Origin of the sequence: Kitasatospora sp. NPDC028055, from assembly GCF_040637885.1 — a bacterium.
GTDB lineage: Bacteria > Actinomycetota > Actinomycetes > Streptomycetales > Streptomycetaceae > Kitasatospora.
The window spans coordinates 463130-480038 of record NZ_JBEZXE010000002.1 but is presented as its reverse complement, the minus strand read 5'-3'; the positions used below and the strand labels follow the sequence as shown (position 1 = coordinate 480038).

Here is a 16909-nt window from a genome sequence, read left to right as displayed (position 1 = left end):
GCTTGAGCAGTCCCGGACGCAGCGCGGCCGGTGACCCGGGCGGGTCACCGGCCGTGGGTGCCGGAGCGGTGCCGGAGCCGTGGCGGGGGAGGCTCCCCGCCGAGGTCAGCCGTCGGTGCGGTTCCCGGAGCCGCCGTGCTCCCCGGAGCCGTTGCGGGGGCCCGAGTCGTTGCGGCCGCCGCCGGTGAAGGTGTCCCGCAGCTTGCCGCCGACGGTCGCGGCGCCGCCCGCCACGTCCCGCAGCAGGCCCATCAGCGGGTCCTTGCTCTCCTTCACCGAGGTCGTGTAGTGCTCGGCGGCGGCCTTCCACTGCTCGCCGACCGAGGCGTCCCGGTCGTCGGTGCGGCGCGGGTAGGCGCCGGCCATGATCGAGCGGTACTCGTCGCTCTCCGCCCACTTCTTGAGCTGGGCGACCCGGACCACCGCGAACGGGTGGGTCTGCGGCAGCAGCTGGAGCAGCTTGAGGACGCCGTCGCGCAGGTCCCCGGCCTTCTCGTACTCCTCGGCCTGCTCCAGGAAGGCGTCGACGTTCATCTCGGCCAGGTTGTGCCCGCCGGCCAGCTTCATCAGGGCCCGCATGGACGCCTGGAGGTCCTGCCCGGCGAGCAGGCCGGCCCGGTCGCTGGACAGCTCGGCCTTGCGGAACCACTCCTTGAGCGCGGTGACGATGGCCATGATCGCCAGGTTGCCGAGCGGCACCCAGGCGATCCGGGTGGCGATGTTGGTGAGGATCATCAGCATCGTCCGGTAGACCGCGTGGCCGGACATCGCGTGGCCGACCTCGTGGCCGATGACGGAGCGCAGCTCCTCCTCGTCCAGCAGCTCGACCAGGCCGCTGGTGACCACGATGATCGGGGTGTCGATGCCGATGGTGAACGCGTTGACCGTCGGGTCCTGGCTGACGTACAGGTCCGGGACCTGCTCCAGGTCGAGCACGTAGGCGGCGTCGCGGACCATGCTGTGCAGCTCCGGGAACTGGCGCTCGGAGGTCTTCACGGCGGTGGCCAGGAACATCAGCCGGATCGAGCGCTCGGAGACCAGCCCGGCGAGCTTCCTGAGGACGTCGTCGAAGCCGGAGAGCCGGCGCAGGGCGACCAGCGCCGAGCGGTCGGCGGGGTGCTCCCAGGCCCGGGTGGAGATCTCGGGGAAGCGTTGGCGACGGCGGCTCGGTGCGTTCGCGGTCGTGTCGGTCATGGTCTGCGTACCTCCTGGTCGACGGCGGTCCCGGTGCAGCGCCCGGCCCCCCGCTGGTCTTCGCCTGCAGTGACTCGTCTGCAACGACTGCCTGTGCAACGTCCGCGGTTGCGTACTCGTCCCCGGGGGCGGCCGGAGGGGCGCCGGGGGAGGGGTCGGCGGCGGCGTGGGGACGGGCCGGCGGAGGCCCGGGCGCGGCGCGGGGGCCGGTGGGCGGTGCCGGTGTGAGGCCGGTTTACCCTGAATGCCCTGGAGAACCGAGACCGGACCCGGCCGCGGTACCGAGCAGTTCGAGGAGTCCCTCAGATGTCCACCGAAGCGCTGGTCAGCCTGGCCACACCCATCTCCGACGAGGCCGGCCCGGGCCTGTTCCTGCGGATCATCGTGATCGCCTCCTTCGTCGGGATCGGACTGCTGGTCTGGATCATGGCCCGCGCCTTCCGGGGCCAGTAGCCGCCGCGTCCCACTCGGTTCGCTCACGCCCGGTCAGCGGCGGTGGGCCGCCGAGCGGTTGCCGCGCAACCCCCCGTACGATGACGGATGGGCCCTCACCGGCCCGGAACCACCCCCCAGGTCCGTTCACCGAGCCGAGAAGGTCCCGCCGACCATGAGCACTGCTGCCGCACTCCCCGTCCTGAACCTGCTCGCCGAGGGCGAGGGGGGCAACCACGACAGCCTGAACCCGCTGCTGACGGGCGGCGCCGCGCTGTTCATCCTGCTGCTCCTGCTCTTCATCACCACCCGCTTCAACCGGGACCGCTGAGCTCGGTCCCGGGACGGCTCGGGGAGCGTCCGGCCAGTGCGCCGGCCGCTCCCTCACGCATCTGCGGGCAACCCCCACACGGGCGTTCCCGCACCGCAACGGGCGTCGCGTAAGGTGTGGCGGCATGGGAGAGCAGGCCGGGAATCCCGGCGGACCGGAACCGGTGAAGAAGCGCCTCGGAGTGATGGGCGGCACCTTCGACCCGATCCACCACGGCCACCTGGTCGCCGCGAGCGAGGTGGCGAGCGCGTTCCACCTGGACGAGGTGATCTTCGTCCCGACCGGTGAGCCCTGGCAGAAGAGCGACCGCCAGGTCACCCCGGCCGAGGACCGCTACCTGATGACGGTCATCGCCACCGCCGAGAACCCGCAGTTCTCGGTGAGCCGGATCGACATCGACCGCGAGGGCCCGACCTACACCGTCGACACCCTGCGCGACCTGCACGCTCTGCACCCGGCCGCCGACCTCTTCTTCATCACCGGCGCCGACGCGCTGGCCCAGATCCTGTCCTGGCACGACTCGGACGAACTCTTCTCGCTGGCCCACTTCATCGGCTGCACCCGTCCGGGGCACACTCTGTCGGACGCCGGGCTTCCGGTGGGCGGGGTCTCCCTGGTGGAGGTCCCGGCGTTGGCCATCTCCTCCACGGACTGCCGCAACCGGGTCGCCAAGGGCGAGCCGGTCTGGTACCTCGTCCCGGACGGGGTGGTCCGCTACATCGACAAGCGGGCGCTGTACGCGCCGCACGGGACCTGAGCCAGGAGCGGGCGTGACCGATCGCAGCGGTAACGGCAGCGGCAACGGCGGGCAGCAGCCGGAGGAGTGGTCCACCGGCCAGTACCAGCAGCCGTACCAGGGGCAGGGCCAGGGTCAGGGACACCCGCAGGGGCAGCAGCAGCCCCCGGCGTACGGGCAGCAGTACGAGCAGCAGTACGAGCCGCAGGCGTACGACCAGTACGACCAGTACGGGCAGCCGGTGTACGGGCAGGGCACGTACGGCGGGCAGCAGGCCCAGGCGGCCCAGGGCTACCAGCAGACCGGGCAGTTCCCGCAGCAGCAGGGGTACGGGCAGCAGTACGAGCCGCCGATGTACGACCAGTACGGGCAGCCGGTGTACGGGCAGGACCCGTACGGGGGCTACCAGCAGCAGGGGTACCAGGGGCAGCAGGGGTACCAGCAGCCGTACCAGGCCGCGCCGGTGGTCGCCGAGCCGCAGCCGACCGTGCCCCAGCCGTCCGCCCCGGAGCCGTCCGCCCCGGCGGGGCCCGCCGTCGTACCGCCGCCGCGCCGCCGGACCCCCCGGCCGGCCGCGGAGGCCACCCCGGCCGCGGCGGAAGCGCCGTCCGAGCAGGTGGCCGGGGCCAGGCCCGGGAAGGCCGGCGGCCGGGCGCCCAAGGACTCCTACCAGACGGGCGAGTTCACCTTCGTCGACGAGGAGGCGGAGGAGTCCGAGGACGTCATCGACTGGCTGAAGTTCGCCGAGTCCCGCAGCGAGGTGCGCGCCGAGCGCCGCCGCAAGCTCAAGAACCGGCTGATCGGCCTCGGCGTGGTGCTGACGCTCGCGGCCGGCGGCGTCGGCGGCTACCTGTGGTTCACCGGGGACAAGCCGACCGCGGCCGCCGCGGCGGGCGGGCGGCAGGTCAACGTCGTCCACCTGCGCGACCTCCAGGGCAAGGTGTCCAGCGCACTGCTGGTCGACGACGCCTCCGGGCACAAGGGCACGGTGCTGCTGCTGCCCGACGTGCTGCGGCTGCCCGGCCCGGGCGACCCGCCGGTGACCACGGTCGGCCAGGCCATGGACGCGATCGGCGCCTCGGCGACCCGCGACGGCCTGTCCACGGTGCTCGGCGCTCCGGTGGCCGGCACCTGGCGGCTGGACACCCCGTACCTGGAACTGCTGGTCTCCCAGCTCGGCGGCGTCCGGGTGGACACCAACGCCGAGACCCACGAGGGCGGCAAGCCGGACGGCAAGCTGCTCTCCGCGGCGGGCAAGAACACCCTGCTCAGCGGGAAGGCCGCGGTCGCCTACGCCACCCTCCAGGGCCCGGGCGAGAACCGGGACGCCCAACTGGCCCGGTTCGGCCAGGTCATGGACGCCGTGGTGCGCACCATGCCGACCCAGTTCAAGGACGCCAAGGACGACGTGCACCGGATGAACGCGGTGCTCGACCCCTCGCTGCCCGAGGACGCCCTGGCCGGCGTGCTCGCCCAGCTCTCCCAGCAGGCCAAGGACGGCCACTTCGGCACCACCGCGCTGACCGTCAAGCCGGACGGCACCCTGGACGAGGCCACCGCCGGCAAGCAGGTCAAGGACGTGCTCGGCGGCACCGTGAAGTCCGCGGCGGCCGGCGACGCCCCCGCCCGGGTCTCGCTCCAGGACGCCTCCGGCAACGACGCGGCGGGCGCCGCGGCCCAGGTCCAGATCGTCAACTCGGGCCTGACGTTCATCCCGGGCGGCGCCAAGACCGCGCCGCAGGCCACCAGTGAGATCCGCTACACCGACGACGCCCGGCAGGGCGCGGCGAAGTCCCTGGCGACCAGCCTGGGGCTGCCGGACACGGCGGTGAAGAAGGTCGGTGACGCCCAGAACGCGGACCTGGTGGTCGTGCTCGGCAAGGACTACCAGCCGCCGAAGACCCCGTAGCGGACCGGCTCCGGCCCCTCGCCCGCCCCCGCGGCCCCGGAAAAGCGTTCCGAGGCCGCGGGGACGGCGTGAGATCCTGGAAGGCGACCCCTGCCGCCGTGCGGGGGCCGCCCCAAGCCGCCGAGCCGGAAGAACACCGTGACCGTCACCGACCACAGCCAGCAGCTCATCAACGTCGCCGCCCAGGCGGCGGCCGACAAGCTCGCGCACAACATCATCGCCTTCGACGTCAGCGAGGTGCTGTCGATCACCGACGCCTTCCTGATCGCCTCCGCGAACAACGACCGCCAGGTCCGCTCGATCGCCGAGGAGATCGAGGACCAGCTGCGCGAGCAGCTGGACATCAAGCCGGTGCGCCGCGAGGGCGAGCGCGAGGGCCGCTGGATCCTGCTCGACTACCTGGACATCGTCGTGCACGTCCAGCACTCCGAGGAGCGCTCCTTCTACTCGCTGGACCGCCTCTGGAAGGACTGCCCCGAGCTGCCGCTGCCCGCGGACGCCCTGGAGTCGCGCAACCGCCCGGACGCGATCACCGACGACGCCGGCAACGCCGTCGCCCCGGCCGACGACTTCGGCAAGCCCGAGGACCTGCACTGAGTAGGGACGCGCGCGGCCCGCGCATCGTCTTCTGGCGGCACGGCCAGACCTCCTGGAACCTCGAATCGCGCTTCCAGGGCACCACGGACATCGACCTGACCGGCCAGGGCGTGCTGCAGGCCCAGCGGGCGGCCCGGCTGCTCTCCGGCCTGCGCCCCGACCTGCTGATCTCCTCGGACCTCAAGCGCGCCCGGCGCACCGCCGACGAGCTGGCCGCGGTCACCGGACTGGACGTGCAGCACCACGAGGGGCTGCGGGAGACGTACGCGGGCTCCTGGCAGGGCCTGACCAACGCCGAGATCCGTGAGCGCCACCCGGAGGAGTACGCGGCCTGGGCGGCCGGGGAGCCGGTGCGCCGCGGTGGCGGCGAGCTGTCCACCGAGGTCGCCGACCGCTCGGTGCCGGTGGTGCTGGAGGCGGTCGCCAAGCTGCCGGAGAACGGCACCCTGGTCGTGGTCAGCCACGGCGGCACCATCCGGACCATGCTCGGGCGGCTGCTGGGCCTGGAGCCTCCCCTGTGGGAGTGCTTCGGCGGGCTGTCCAACTGCTGCTGGTCGGTGCTCGGCAGCGGGGCGCGCGGTTGGCGGCTGCTGGAGCACAACGCGGGCACGCTCCCGCAGCCGGTGATCGGCGACGACACCTGACGGCACTCGGCGACGGGGGCTCGGCGGCAGGCACCCGGTGACGGGGGCGTCGCGGGTGCCGGTGACGGAGGCTTCGAGGGGGCCCGGAAGGAGCGGATTTCGCAGTTCCGGGCCTGACCAGCTAGAGTCTTCCTCGTTCGCAGGGAAGGAACGCGGCCCGGAAGGGAAGCGGGAGATCCGGTGAGTGCGGGGCTATAGCTCAGTTGGTAGAGCGCTTGCATGGCATGCAAGAGGTCTGGGGTTCAATTCCCCATAGCTCCACTCCGCATCGGCGGTCGTGGACATCGGAGTTCCGGAGCCAGGTCGCCAGTGTCGCGGGGCTATAGCTCAGTTGGTAGAGCGCTTGCATGGCATGCAAGAGGTCTGGGGTTCAATTCCCCATAGCTCCACAGTAGTTCGAGAGGCCGTCACCCGAGGGTGGCGGCCTCTCGTGGTTCCCGTGGTCCCCGGCGCTCAGGGCTTGCAGGTGTGCCGCCAGCCGCCCGGCGGCAGGGAGTTGAGCCGCTCCACCAGCTCGCGGTCGTCCGGGCCCTCCGGGACGTACACGACGATGTAGCACTCGGGCACGCCCGGCATCGTCAGATAGGTGGCGTTCAGCCGCATCACGCCGAGCTCCGGGTGGCGGAAGATCCGCAGCAGGGTCTTCGGCGGCGCCACCTCCTGGCGGTCCCACAGCTCCCGGAACAGCTCGCTGCGGGCCGACAGTTGCCGCACGTGCTCCTCCCAGGCCGGCTCGCCGACGTGCCGGCCGTACGCCGAGCGCAGCACCGCCACCATCCGCGGCAGGGTCTCCTCCGGGTTGTCGCACGGGTTGCAGCACTCCGGCGCGGTCAGCATGCACCAGAGGCTGTTGAAGAACACCCCGTGGGACGGGCGCATCCGCTCGGTGCCGAACAGCGAGCGGTACGGCCGGTTGAAGCTCAGCACGTCGAACCGGGTGTTGGAGACCGCGGCCGGCAGCGGCGCCAGTGAGTCCAGGATCACCTGGATCGCCGGGCTCAGCTCCGGCGGGGCCGGCCGGGTCAGCGCCGAGGGGGTCGCCCCGGCCAGCCGGAACAGGTGCTGGCGCTCGGTGCCGTCCAGCCGCAGCGCCCGGGCCACCGCCAGCAGCACCTGCTCGCTCGCGTTGATCGGCCGCCCCTGCTCCAACCACGTGTACCAGGTCACCCCCACCCCGGCGAGCTGCGCGACCTCCTCGCGCCGCAGCCCCGGGGTGCGGCGGCGCAGCCCCGGCGGCAGGCCGACGTCCTCCGGGGTGACCCGCGCCCGGCAGGCCTTCAGGAAGCGGGCCAGCTCGGTGCGCCGCCGTTCACGGCCGCCGGTCGCGGCGGGGAGTTCCTCCAGCACGGTCATGCCGTCCATCGTGCCGCAGCGGGCGCGGGCGATACAGGTGCTGCCAGTACCAGGATCGGCAGGCTCTAACCACCAGTACCGGCGCCGCCCCAGGCTGGTGGCCATGACCGACCTCCAGACCCGGCCCGGCGCGGCCGCGGGCACCACCGGGGCACCGGCCGCACGGCCCGGGCCGCTCCTCGCGATCGTGCTGAGCGGGCAGTGCATGGCCGTGCTCGACAGCTCCATCGTCAACGTCGCGGTGCCGACCATCCGGACCGACCTGGGCGCCTCCGGCGCCGCCCTGCAGTTCGTGATCGCCGGCTACACCGTCGCCTACGCCGTCCTGCTCATCACCGGCGCCCGCCTCGGCGCCCGGTACGGCTTCGGCCGGCTGTTCCAACTGGGCCTGGCAGCCTTCACCCTCGCCTCGCTGGCCTGCGGACTCGCCCCGACCACCGGCTCGCTGATCGCCTTCCGGCTGCTCCAGGGCGCGGGCGCGGCCCTGATGGTGCCGCAGGTGATGAGCCTGCTCCAGCGCACCTTCACCGGGGCCGCCCGCACCCGGGCGATCGGCCTCTACTCGGCGGTGCTGGCCGTCGGCGTCGCGCTCGGGCAGGTGCTCGGCGGGGTGCTGGTCAGCGCCGACCTGTTCGGCACCGGGTGGCGGCCGGTGTTCCTGGTCAACGTGCCGATCGGGCTGGTGCTGCTGGTGGCCGGCGCCCGGCTCCTGCCGAAACTGCCCGGCGACGCCTCGCGCGGCTTCGACGTCCCCGGCCTGGCGGTGCTGGGCTCGGCGCTCGGCCTGCTGGTGGTGCCGCTGGTGCTCGGCAACGAGCTCGGCTGGCCGGTCTGGGGCTGGGCGATGATCGCGGGCAGCGCGCTGCTGTTCGGCCTGTTCGTGGCGGTCGAGCGCCGGGTCGCCCGGCGCGGCGGGCAGCCGCTGATCCCCGGCCGGGTGCTGCGCGCCCCTGGGCTGCGCCCCGCCGCCGTCGGGCTGTTCACGATCATGGCCGCCTACGCGGGCTTCATGTTCACCTTCGCCCTCCACCAGCAGGCGGCCCTCGGCCACAGCGCGCTGCGGGCCGGGCTCTGCTCGGCGCCCGTCGCGGTCGGCTTCGGCCTGGCCAGCCTGCGCTGGCACCGGCTGCCGGGCCGGCTGCACGGCCCGCTGCCGGTGCTCGCCGGGGTACTGCTCGGCGGCGGCTACCTGCTGCTGGGGGTGCTGCTCGGCGGCGGTGACGGGATCGGGGTGGTGGTGCTGGTGGAGACGGCCGCGCTCGGCCTGGTCGCCGGCTGCGCCTACGCCCCGCTGTTCGCCCGAGCGCTGGCGGGGGTGGCACCGGAGGACGCGGCCGACGCCAGCGGGGTGACGGTGACCGTCCTGCAGCTCGGGCAGATGACCGGGGTCGCGGTGATCGGCTCGGTGTTCCTCGGGCAGGTGGACCTGCCGGCGCCGGCCGGGGAGTCGGGGCACGCGCTGCTGGTGACCCTGGCGGTCAACGGCGCGGTGGTGCTGGTCGGGGCGGGGTTCGCGGCGTGGAGCCGGCGGGCGGTGCGCTGACGGGGTGGCTGGCGCGGGTGGCGCGCTGACGGGGTGGCTGGCGTGGGTGGCGCGGTGTTGGCCGTGCCACCTGCCGTGGCCGGCGGTGGTGGGCCCGGGAAACGGATTTCAGGAGCACGCCCAGGACCGTGTAAAGTAGTCGATGTCGCCGAGGGAAACCGGACGGAAACGACGGGAAACCCGGCGACATCGCAGGTCAAGGGGCTATAGCTCAGTTGGTAGAGCGCTTGCATGGCATGCAAGAGGTCTGGGGTTCAATTCCCCATAGCTCCACAGTGACAGAGAGCCGCCTCCCGCTACGGGGGGCGGCTCTTCGCCGTTGTGTGCATGCCACCGGCGGGCGGGAGGGAAAGACCGCTACCGTCGTGCCATGGCCGATCTGCAGCGAAGGCGGAACGAGGAGCTGGCCCGGATACTGCACCAGCTCGGCTGGAGTCCGGAACGGCTCGCCCGTGAGGTGAGCCTCGCCCTCCCGCCGGGCCTGGCGATCAGCTCCACCGCCCCGTACAAGTGGCGCGACCGCGGCATGGTGCCGCGCAGCCCGCACGACCAGACGGTCTGCGAGGTGCTCAGCCGCACCCTCGGCATAGCCGTCACCTACGAGCAGCTCTGGGGCCGGATGGGCGGCCACCGCGGCGCCAAGATCCTCTCGCCCCGGCTGCTCACCGACCCGTGGACCGCCGACACCGCCCAGACCGCGCTGCGTGAGGCCGCCACCGACGCCGGACCGGTCCGGCTCACCGACCTGTTCCGCGGCGCCGACCTCGACCACGCCGCCGAACGGCTCTCCTCACCGCCGCCACCGGTCGGCGGCGGCGAGGGCGCGCTGCGCGTCGACCCCACCCTGGCCGGTGAACTCGGCCTCTCCTACCGCAGCAAGCAGCGCCTCGAACGCTCCTGCGGCGGCGGCCTCGTCCTCGGCCCCACCCGCGCCGAACTCGCCATGCTGGCAAAGCTGTTGGAACTCGGTGCGTACGACGAACGACTCGGCCGCGAACTGTACGGCACCGCCAGCAGGCTGGCCCGGCTGGCCGGCTGGGCCGCATTCGACCTCGGCCACGACGCGGCCGCCCAGCGGGCCTTCGTCGCCGCGCTGCGCGCCGCCCACGTCAGCGGCGACGTCCGGCTCGGGGTCGCCGGGCTCGGCGCGCTGGTGGCTCTCGCCACCCAGGGCAGCGGCGGGCGCGGCCTGGACGCCGTCACCGCGCTGCGCACCGCCCTGGACGCCCACGGGCCCGCGCTCAGTCCCACCGGGCGGGCCCGCCAGTACGGCCGGATCGCCCGCGCCCACGGCCGCCGCGGCGAGGCCGAGCGGGCCGAGGAGGCCGCCGCCCGGGCCTTCGCCGAGATCGACGGCGTCCCCGGCACCGAGGAGGCCCGGGCCGACCTCGCTGGGATGGTGGGGGAGGGGCGGCTGGCGCTCGGTCAGCACCGGATGGCGAAGGCCCTGCTCGCCGAGGCCGTCGCCGGGCTCGGGCCGGGGCGGGCCCGTTCCAAGGCGCTGCTGATGGTCCGGCTGGCCGAGACGCACCGGCGGCTCGGCGACCAGCGGGAGGCGGCCCGGACGGCGGGGCTGGCGCGCTCGCTCGCGGCGGGGATGCAGTCGGAGCGGCTGGCCAGGGCGCTGCGGGACTTCGAGGCGGCGGGGCTGCGGGACGGCGGGGCAGCGGGGCTGCGGGTCGGCGGGGCGGCGGGATTGCGGAACGGCGGGCCGGGGCGGGCGGCTGCGCCGTAGGCGGTGCGGGACTGCGGGACTGCGGGGCGGCGCGGACGGCCAGGAGACCGCTGACCTGCTTGCGGTACCCTGAGCCCATGCGAACCGTGCGCCTGCTCCTTAGCCGGCCGCGCTGACCAGGACCGGCCGCGCCCTCGGGCGGTGCCGGAGTCGGCGTGGCGTCCCCTCCTGCGAGGGGATTTTTTGTTTTCCGCCCCCGCCCGCGTCGTGGGACGGGTCCACGGTCGGCCGCGTCGCGGTTCGCCAACTGACACCGATGGAGCTTGAAGGACCATGAGCGAGACGACCCCTGCGTCCGGCGCGGCCGAGACCGCGACCGAGCCGTTCCGGTACAGCGCCGCGCTGGCGGCGGAGATCGAGTCCCGCTGGCAGGACATCTGGGAGAAGGAGGGCACCTTCCACGCCCCCAACCCCACCGGTGAGCTGGCCGACCCGGCCGCCGGCGACGTCGCCGCGAAGCCGCACAGCTTCATCATGGACATGTTCCCGTACCCCTCGGGCGCGGGCCTGCACGTCGGCCACCCGCTGGGCTACATCGCCACCGACGTCTTCGCCCGCTACCAGCGGATGACCGGCCACAACGTGCTGCACACGCTGGGCTACGACGCCTTCGGCCTGCCCGCCGAGCAGTACGCGGTGCAGACCGGCACCCACCCGCGGGTCTCCACCGAGGCCAACATCGCCAACATGCGCCACCAGCTGCGCCGGCTGGGCCTGGGCCACGACCCGCGCCGCTCGATCTCCACGATCGACCCGGACTACTACCGCTGGACGCAGTGGATCTTCCTGCAGATCTTCAACTCCTGGTACGACGAGGCGGCCGGCAAGGCCCGCCCGATCGCCGAGCTGGTCGCCCAGTTCGAGTCCGGCGCGCGTGAGGTGCCGGGCGGTCGCGCCTGGGCCGACCTGTCCGCCGGTGAGCGCGACGAGGTGCTGGGCGAGTACCGCCTGGCGTACGCCAAGGAGGTGCCGGTCAACTGGTGCCCGGGCCTGGGCACCGTGCTGGCCAACGAGGAGGTCACCGCGGACGGCCGCTCCGAGCGCGGCAACTTCCCGGTGTTCAAGTCCAACCTGCGCCAGTGGATGATGCGCATCACCGCGTACTCCGACCGCCTGATCGCCGACCTGGACCTGCTGGACTGGCCCGAGGCCATCAAGCTGCAGCAGCGCAACTGGATCGGCCGCTCCGAGGGCGCCCGGGTCGACTTCGCGGTCGACGGCGGGAAGATCACCGTCTTCACCACCCGGCCCGACACCCTGTTCGGCGCCACCTACATGGTGCTGGCGCCCGAGCACGACCTGGTCGACTCGATCGTCCCCGCCGCCTGGCCGGAGGGCGTGCCCGCCGAGTGGACCGGCGGCGCCGCCACCCCCGCCGAGGCCGTCGCCGCCTACCGGGCCGCCGCCGCCGCCAAGTCGGACGTCGAGCGCCAGGTCGAGGCCAAGGTCAAGACCGGTGTCTTCACCGGCGCCTACGCCGTCAACCCGGTCAGCGGCGAGTCCGTCCCGGTGTTCATCGCCGACTACGTGCTGATGGGCTACGGCACCGGCGCCATCATGGCCGTGCCCGCCCACGACCACCGCGACTTCGCCTTCGCCCGTGCCTTCGGGCTGCCGATGCGCTGCGTCGTCGAGCCCACCGACGGGCGTGGCTCGGACCCGGCGGAGTGGGACGACGCCTTCGACACCTACGACTCGGTCATCGTCAACTCGGTGCGCTCCGAGGGCGATTCGGCGCAGTCCGGGTCCGCGTCCCTGTCTCTGGACGGGCTGAGCGTGGTCGACGCCAAGGCCGCCGCCACCGCCTGGCTGGCCGAGCGCGGCATCGGCGAGGGCACCGTCAACTACCGCCTGCGCGACTGGCTGTTCAGCCGTCAGCGGTACTGGGGCGAGCCGTTCCCGATCGTCTACGACGAGGACGGCGTGATGCACGCGCTGCCCGAGTCGATGCTGCCGGTCGAGGTCCCCGAGGTCGACGACTACTCGCCGCGCACCTACGACGCGTACGACTCCGCCTCCTCGCCGGAGACCCCGCTGTCCCGCAACGAGGACTGGGTCAACGTCGAGCTGGACCTGGGCGACGGCGTCCGCAGGTACCGCCGCGAGACCAACACCATGCCCAACTGGGCGGGTTCCTGCTGGTACGACCTGCGCTACGTCGACCCGACCAACGCCGACGCGGTGGCCGACCCGGCCAACGAGCGCTACTGGCTGGGCCCCACCGAGGCCAAGCCGGCCGGCGGCGCCGACCTGTACGTCGGCGGTGCCGAGCACGCCGTGCTGCACCTGCTGTACGCCCGCTTCTGGCACAAGGTGCTGCACGACCTGGGGCACGTCTCCTCCGTCGAGCCGTTCCACAAGCTGTTCAACCAGGGCATGATCACCGCGGACGTCTACCGCGACGAGCGCGGTTTCCCGGTGCCCGCCGCCGAGGTCGAGGAGCGCGACGGCAAGTACTTCTGGCAGGGCGAGCCGGTCAAGCGCGAGGCCGGCAAGATGGGCAAGTCCCTGAAGAACGCCGTCGCCCCGGACGAGATCGCCGACGAGTACGGCGCGGACACCCTGCGCCTGTACGAGATGTCGATGGGCCCGCTGGACGTCTCCCGCCCGTGGGACACCCGGGCCGTCGTCGGCTCCTACCGCTTCCTGCAGCGGCTGTGGCGCAACGTCGTGTCCGAGACCACCGGCGAGCTGGTCGTCACGGAGGAGGAGCCGGACGACGCGACGCTGCGCGCCCTGCACAAGGCCATCGACGGCATCCGCGGCGACATGGCCGGGCTGCGCTTCAACACGGCCGTCGCCAAGGCGATCGAGCTGAACAACTACCTGGTCAAGCGCGGCTCCACGCCGCGGGCCGTGGCCGAGCAGCTGGTGCTGATGGTCGCGCCGCTGGCCCCGCACATCGCCGAGGAGCTGTGGCGCCGGCTGGGCCACGGCGAGTCGCTGGCGCACACCGACTACCCGGTCGCGGACCCGGCGTACGTGGTCGACGAGTCGGTGACCTGCGTGGTGCAGATCAAGGGCAAGGTCAAGGCCCGGCTGGAGGTCGCGCCGAGCATCACGGACGCGGAGCTGGAGGCACTGGCGCTGGCGGACCCGGCGGTGGTCGCGGCGATCGGTGACGCGGCGGTGCGGAAGGTGATCGCGCGGGCGCCGAAGCTGGTGAACATCGTGACCGGCTGAGGTCGGTTCGGGAGCGGAACTGATCCGGATCGGGACTGATTGGGTTCGGGGCTGATTGGGTTCGGGTCCAGGGTCGGAGTTGATCGGGCGGGTGTCCTTCGGGGCACCCGCCCGGTGTTCTGTGGAGGTGGGGTGCAGGGGTGCGGGGGTGCGGGCGGGGTGCGGGCCGGGCCCTCGGGGAGATCCCGGATCTGTCCCTGATCTCCGTCCGCCGGGCCCGTTCCGGGCCTTCCGGGCCCGGGTGCGGCCGCTACGGTGGAACCCACGGCAGTGCGGCCCGCGTTGGGCCCGGCGGGGGCCGAAACGGCGGCGGAAGGTGACGCGCGATGGACGTGTTCGGCGTGATGATCGGCTTGGTCCTGCTCTTCGGGATCGCGACGCTCGTCCTGGCCGTGGTCGGTACGGTCAAGGCGGCCAAGGCCGTCGCCGCGAAGGTCGAGAAGCACGAGGCCAACGCCCGGCGCGCCGTCGAGACCGCCACCCTCAAGGCGAAGACGTACACCAAGGTCGGCCCGCCCGCGCAGATCGCCACCGTCCGCCTCAAGCTGCGGACCTCGCTGGACGGCACCCGGCAGGTGCTGGAGGGCGGGCTGGAGCAGGACGGCCAGCTCGGTGAGTCCCTCGCGCTACTCACCCGGCTCGACGCGCACGCGGCCGAGCTGGACGGCGAACTGCGGGTGCTGGAGCGCGAGCCGGACACCGCGCGGATCGCGGCCAAGCTGCCGGAACTGCGGGAGCGCGCGGAGCGGATCACCCACGCCGCGGAGACCATGCGGTGGGCGGCCCAGGACCGGATGCACCGGTTCGCGGACGACGAGCTGAGCCGGCTGAGCCAGGAGTGCGAGAGCGAGGCGGGGGCGCTGCGGCACTGGGACACGGCGGAGGGCGGTGCTTCCGGTGCTTCGGGTACTGGCGGTGCGGGCGGTGCCGGTGTCGCTGCGGGTGCGGGTGCGGGTGCGGGTGCTGGGGCAGGCGGGGGTGCGGGAGCCGGTGCCGGTGCCGGTGCGGCCCGGGCCGGGCTGACGGACGGCCGGGGACGGCCCAGCGCCGAGGACCTCCTCGGGCTGGCCGATCCGCTGGCGAAGCTGGCGCAGCGGCTGCGGAAGCCGTCGGCGGGGCCCTCCACGGGGCCGTCCGCGAGCTGATTCCCGCGCGCGGCCGGGCCTGCCCAGGAGTGCGCGGACAGCTGCTGTCATCCCGGACGAACGGGGAGTAACCTCCGCCTCATGCCCTCCGACCTCGCACTTGTCACCGATTCCACGGCCTACCTGCCGCAGGCGGCGCTCGACCGGCACGGGATCACGGTGGTACCGCTGAGCGTCGCGATCGGTGACGAGGTCCGCTGCGAGGGCGTCGAGATCTCCCCGAAGGACGTCGCCGAGGCGCTGCGCGGCAAGCAGCGGGTGACCACCTCCCGGCCCAACCCGGAGACCTTCGCCGCCACCTACCGGGCGGCCGCCGAGGCCGGGGCGCGGGGGATCGTGTCGGTGCACATCTCCGGCGAACTGTCCGGCACGGTCGAGGCCGCCCGGCTGGCCGCCGTCGAGGCGCCGGTGCCCGTGCGGGTGGTGGACAGCCGGCTGGTCGGGATGGCCCTCGGGTACGGCGTGCTGGCGGCGGCCGAGGCGATCGAGGCCGGGCTGGGCCTCGCGGAGGCGGCCGGGGCGGCGGCCGAGCGGGCGGCCGGGACCAGCGGCTTCTTCTACGTGGACACCCTGGAGCACCTGCGCCGGGGCGGGCGGATCGGGGCGGCGCGGGCGCTGCTCGGTTCGGCTCTGGCGGTCAAGCCGTTGCTGCACCTGGCCGGGGGGCGGATCGAGCCGCTGGAGAAGGTGCGGACGGCGTCGCGGGCGATCGCGCGGCTGGAGGAGATCGCGGTCGAGCGTTCGGGGGAGGGCGGGGTGGACATCACCGTCCACCACCTGGCCGCCGAGGAGCGGGCCGAGCAGCTCGCGGAGCGGCTGCGGGCGCGGGTGCCGGGGTTGCGGGAGCTGTACGTGGGCGAGGTCGGGGCGGTGATCGGCGCGCACGTCGGGCCGGGGCTGCTGGCGGTGGTGGTCGCGCCGCGCTGAGGCGGGGGTGGGGGAGGGCGGGGCGGCTCGGGCTGGGGGCGAGGGTGGGCCGGGGTCGGGGGCGGGTCAATCGCGTGATAGCGCTGCCACTCGTGTGAGTGACACTTTTTGTCCACAACCCCCGGGTTTTCCACAGGCTTTCGGAAATTTCCGCACGTTCCGCGAAGTGCTCCTAGCGTCCTCGCCATGACGACCTTGGGCCTGGGCGCGGCGAAGCGCCAAGCAATCGACGAGACGGTACGGCTGCGGATGGCGGCGCTGCTACCGACGAATGACGAGCCGGTGGTTCGTGAGCCGGCGGGCCGTGAGTCGGCGGTCTGTGAGCCGACTGCGGGTCAGCCGCCGGAGGGCGGTCCGGTGGCGGCCGTACCGCCCGCCGCAGTGCCGCCGGGGGCGGGCCCGCCCGAGCCGGTGCACCTGCCCGATCCGCCGGGCGCCGGGGCGCGGCTGCGGTTCGCCTCGGCCCTGGCGCTCGACCGGCGGGCGGTGGCCGGGCTGGCCGTCCTGCTCCTCTTCGCGGTGGGCTATGCCGTGCAGCACTTCTGGCTGGCCCGGCCGGAGGCGGTGGCCGTTCCGGCACTGGCGGCCGCGTCGGCGCCGCCGGAGTCGGGCCCGCCCGCCACCGACGGCCCGCCCGGCAGCGGGGCCGGGCCGCCGACGGGCTCCGCGGGCCCGGGTGCCGAGCCCGCCGTCGTCATCGACGTCGGCGGCCGGGTCCACCTGCCCGGTCTGCACACCCTGCCCGGGGGATCGCGGGTGGCCGACGCGCTGCGGGCTGCGGGTGGTCCGCTGCCGGAGACGGACACCCGGGGCCTCAACCTGGCCCGCGTCCTGATGGACGGTGAACAGATCACGGTCGGTGAGCAGGCGCCCGTTCCCGTCTCCGTCCCCGCTCCCGGGGGTGCCGGCGGACTGCCCGGCGCCGGCACGCCCCGACCACCCGTCAGTCTCAACCGCGCCACCCTCGAACAGCTCGACGCCCTCCCGGGCGTCGGCCCGACCCTCGCCCAGCGCATCCTCGCCTACCGCGCCTCGCACGGTTCGTTCCGCTCGGTCGACCAGCTCCGGCAGGTCAGCGGAATCGGTGCCCGCACCTTCGCCGAACTCCGTCCGCTCCTCACACTCTGACGTTCTTCCGTTTCCTTCCCTTCCCTCCCCTTCCCCGGCCTCGCTGCCGGCC

Annotated in this window: 14 protein-coding genes and 3 tRNA genes; 15 read left to right on the top strand and 2 right to left on the bottom strand. The window is 73.6% G+C overall.

The window, feature by feature from the left end; genetic code table 11:
• Window positions 1-105: 105 nt before the first annotated feature.
• Window positions 106-1194 carry a M48 family metallopeptidase gene (locus AB0F71_RS06080; protein ID WP_360228859.1) on the bottom strand — a complete coding sequence of 363 codons (1089 nt, stop codon included), beginning with the start codon at window positions 1192-1194 and terminating at the stop codon, window positions 106-108.
• Between the two features lie 306 nt (window positions 1195-1500).
• On the opposite strand from AB0F71_RS06080, the gene AB0F71_RS06075 reads away from it, so the two are divergent.
• The 8 genes from AB0F71_RS06075 (at window position 1501) to AB0F71_RS06040 (ending at window position 6232) form a co-directional block, all read left to right on the top strand.
• Window positions 1501-1647 (top strand): hypothetical protein, encoded by a 147-nt coding sequence (locus AB0F71_RS06075; protein ID WP_360228856.1) that lies wholly within the window; start codon window positions 1501-1503, stop codon window positions 1645-1647.
• A 154-nt stretch (window positions 1648-1801) separates the two neighbouring features.
• On the top strand, window positions 1802-1957 hold the full coding sequence (locus tag AB0F71_RS06070; RefSeq protein WP_350525618.1) for a hypothetical protein: 156 nt from the start codon (window positions 1802-1804) through the stop codon (window positions 1955-1957).
• 124 nt (window positions 1958-2081) lie between these two features.
• On the top strand, window positions 2082-2714 hold the full coding sequence (gene nadD / locus AB0F71_RS06065) for a nicotinate-nucleotide adenylyltransferase (protein WP_360228853.1): 633 nt from the start codon (window positions 2082-2084) through the stop codon (window positions 2712-2714).
• 13 nt (window positions 2715-2727) lie between these two features.
• On the top strand, window positions 2728-4602 hold the full coding sequence (locus AB0F71_RS06060) for a LytR C-terminal domain-containing protein (protein ID WP_360228850.1): 1875 nt from the start codon (window positions 2728-2730) through the stop codon (window positions 4600-4602).
• A gap of 138 nt (window positions 4603-4740) precedes the next feature.
• Window positions 4741-5199 (top strand): ribosome silencing factor, encoded by a 459-nt coding sequence (rsfS, locus tag AB0F71_RS06055; protein ID WP_350505427.1) that lies wholly within the window; start codon window positions 4741-4743, stop codon window positions 5197-5199.
• Window positions 5196-5843 (top strand): histidine phosphatase family protein, encoded by a 648-nt coding sequence (locus AB0F71_RS06050; RefSeq protein WP_360228988.1) that lies wholly within the window; start codon window positions 5196-5198, stop codon window positions 5841-5843. Before rsfS ends, AB0F71_RS06050 begins: the two co-directional genes overlap by 4 nt.
• Window positions 5844-6031: 188 nt before the next feature.
• A tRNA-Ala gene (locus AB0F71_RS06045) sits at window positions 6032-6104 on the top strand.
• A gap of 55 nt (window positions 6105-6159) precedes the next feature.
• Window positions 6160-6232 (top strand) — tRNA-Ala (locus AB0F71_RS06040).
• A 64-nt stretch (window positions 6233-6296) separates the two neighbouring features.
• On the opposite strand, the gene AB0F71_RS06035 is transcribed toward AB0F71_RS06040, so the two are convergent.
• On the bottom strand, window positions 6297-7196 hold the full coding sequence (locus AB0F71_RS06035; RefSeq protein WP_360228846.1) for a helix-turn-helix transcriptional regulator: 900 nt from the start codon (window positions 7194-7196) through the stop codon (window positions 6297-6299).
• A gap of 103 nt (window positions 7197-7299) precedes the next feature.
• On the opposite strand from AB0F71_RS06035, the gene AB0F71_RS06030 reads away from it, so the two are divergent.
• The 7 genes from AB0F71_RS06030 (at window position 7300) to AB0F71_RS06000 (ending at window position 16857) form a co-directional block, all read left to right on the top strand.
• Entirely contained in the window at window positions 7300-8739 is a 1440-nt protein-coding gene (locus AB0F71_RS06030) for an MFS transporter (RefSeq protein WP_360228843.1), read from the top strand.
• A gap of 200 nt (window positions 8740-8939) precedes the next feature.
• Window positions 8940-9012, top strand: a tRNA-Ala gene (locus AB0F71_RS06025).
• 97 nt (window positions 9013-9109) lie between these two features.
• Window positions 9110-10474 carry a hypothetical protein gene (locus AB0F71_RS06020; RefSeq protein ID WP_360228840.1) on the top strand — a complete coding sequence of 455 codons (1365 nt, stop codon included), beginning with the start codon at window positions 9110-9112 and terminating at the stop codon, window positions 10472-10474.
• A gap of 273 nt (window positions 10475-10747) precedes the next feature.
• The gene (gene leuS / locus AB0F71_RS06015; protein ID WP_360228838.1) at window positions 10748-13657 is read left to right on the top strand and encodes a leucine--tRNA ligase; all 2910 of its coding nucleotides are present in this window, start codon (window positions 10748-10750) and stop codon (window positions 13655-13657) included.
• Window positions 13658-13983: 326 nt separating this feature from the next.
• Window positions 13984-14802 (top strand): hypothetical protein, encoded by an 819-nt coding sequence (locus tag AB0F71_RS06010; protein WP_360228835.1) that lies wholly within the window; start codon window positions 13984-13986, stop codon window positions 14800-14802.
• 81 nt (window positions 14803-14883) lie between these two features.
• Window positions 14884-15729 carry a DegV family protein gene (locus AB0F71_RS06005; protein WP_360228832.1) on the top strand — a complete coding sequence of 282 codons (846 nt, stop codon included), beginning with the start codon at window positions 14884-14886 and terminating at the stop codon, window positions 15727-15729.
• A 186-nt stretch (window positions 15730-15915) separates the two neighbouring features.
• A complete protein-coding gene (locus AB0F71_RS06000; RefSeq protein ID WP_360228829.1) occupies window positions 15916-16857 on the top strand; it encodes a helix-hairpin-helix domain-containing protein in 942 nt (313 codons plus the stop codon).
• Window positions 16858-16909: the final 52 nt, after the last annotated feature.

What these genes read in the sequence shown, in the direction of transcription:
- AB0F71_RS06080 (WP_360228859.1), bottom strand. Translation starts at nt 1,194, where the DNA reads ATGACCGACACGACCGCGAACGCACCGAGCCGCCGTCGCCAACGCTTC.
- AB0F71_RS06075 (WP_360228856.1), top strand. Translation starts at nt 1,501, where the DNA reads ATGTCCACCGAAGCGCTGGTCAGCCTGGCCACACCCATCTCCGACGAG.
- AB0F71_RS06070 (WP_350525618.1), top strand. Translation starts at nt 1,802, where the DNA reads ATGAGCACTGCTGCCGCACTCCCCGTCCTGAACCTGCTCGCCGAGGGC.
- nadD (WP_360228853.1), top strand. Translation starts at nt 2,082, where the DNA reads ATGGGAGAGCAGGCCGGGAATCCCGGCGGACCGGAACCGGTGAAGAAG.
- AB0F71_RS06035 (WP_360228846.1), bottom strand. Translation starts at nt 7,196, where the DNA reads ATGACCGTGCTGGAGGAACTCCCCGCCGCGACCGGCGGCCGTGAACGG.
- AB0F71_RS06030 (WP_360228843.1), top strand. Translation starts at nt 7,300, where the DNA reads ATGACCGACCTCCAGACCCGGCCCGGCGCGGCCGCGGGCACCACCGGG.
- AB0F71_RS06020 (WP_360228840.1), top strand. Translation starts at nt 9,110, where the DNA reads ATGGCCGATCTGCAGCGAAGGCGGAACGAGGAGCTGGCCCGGATACTG.
- leuS (WP_360228838.1), top strand. Translation starts at nt 10,748, where the DNA reads ATGAGCGAGACGACCCCTGCGTCCGGCGCGGCCGAGACCGCGACCGAG.
- AB0F71_RS06010 (WP_360228835.1), top strand. Translation starts at nt 13,984, where the DNA reads ATGGACGTGTTCGGCGTGATGATCGGCTTGGTCCTGCTCTTCGGGATC.
- AB0F71_RS06005 (WP_360228832.1), top strand. Translation starts at nt 14,884, where the DNA reads ATGCCCTCCGACCTCGCACTTGTCACCGATTCCACGGCCTACCTGCCG.
- AB0F71_RS06000 (WP_360228829.1), top strand. Translation starts at nt 15,916, where the DNA reads ATGACGACCTTGGGCCTGGGCGCGGCGAAGCGCCAAGCAATCGACGAG.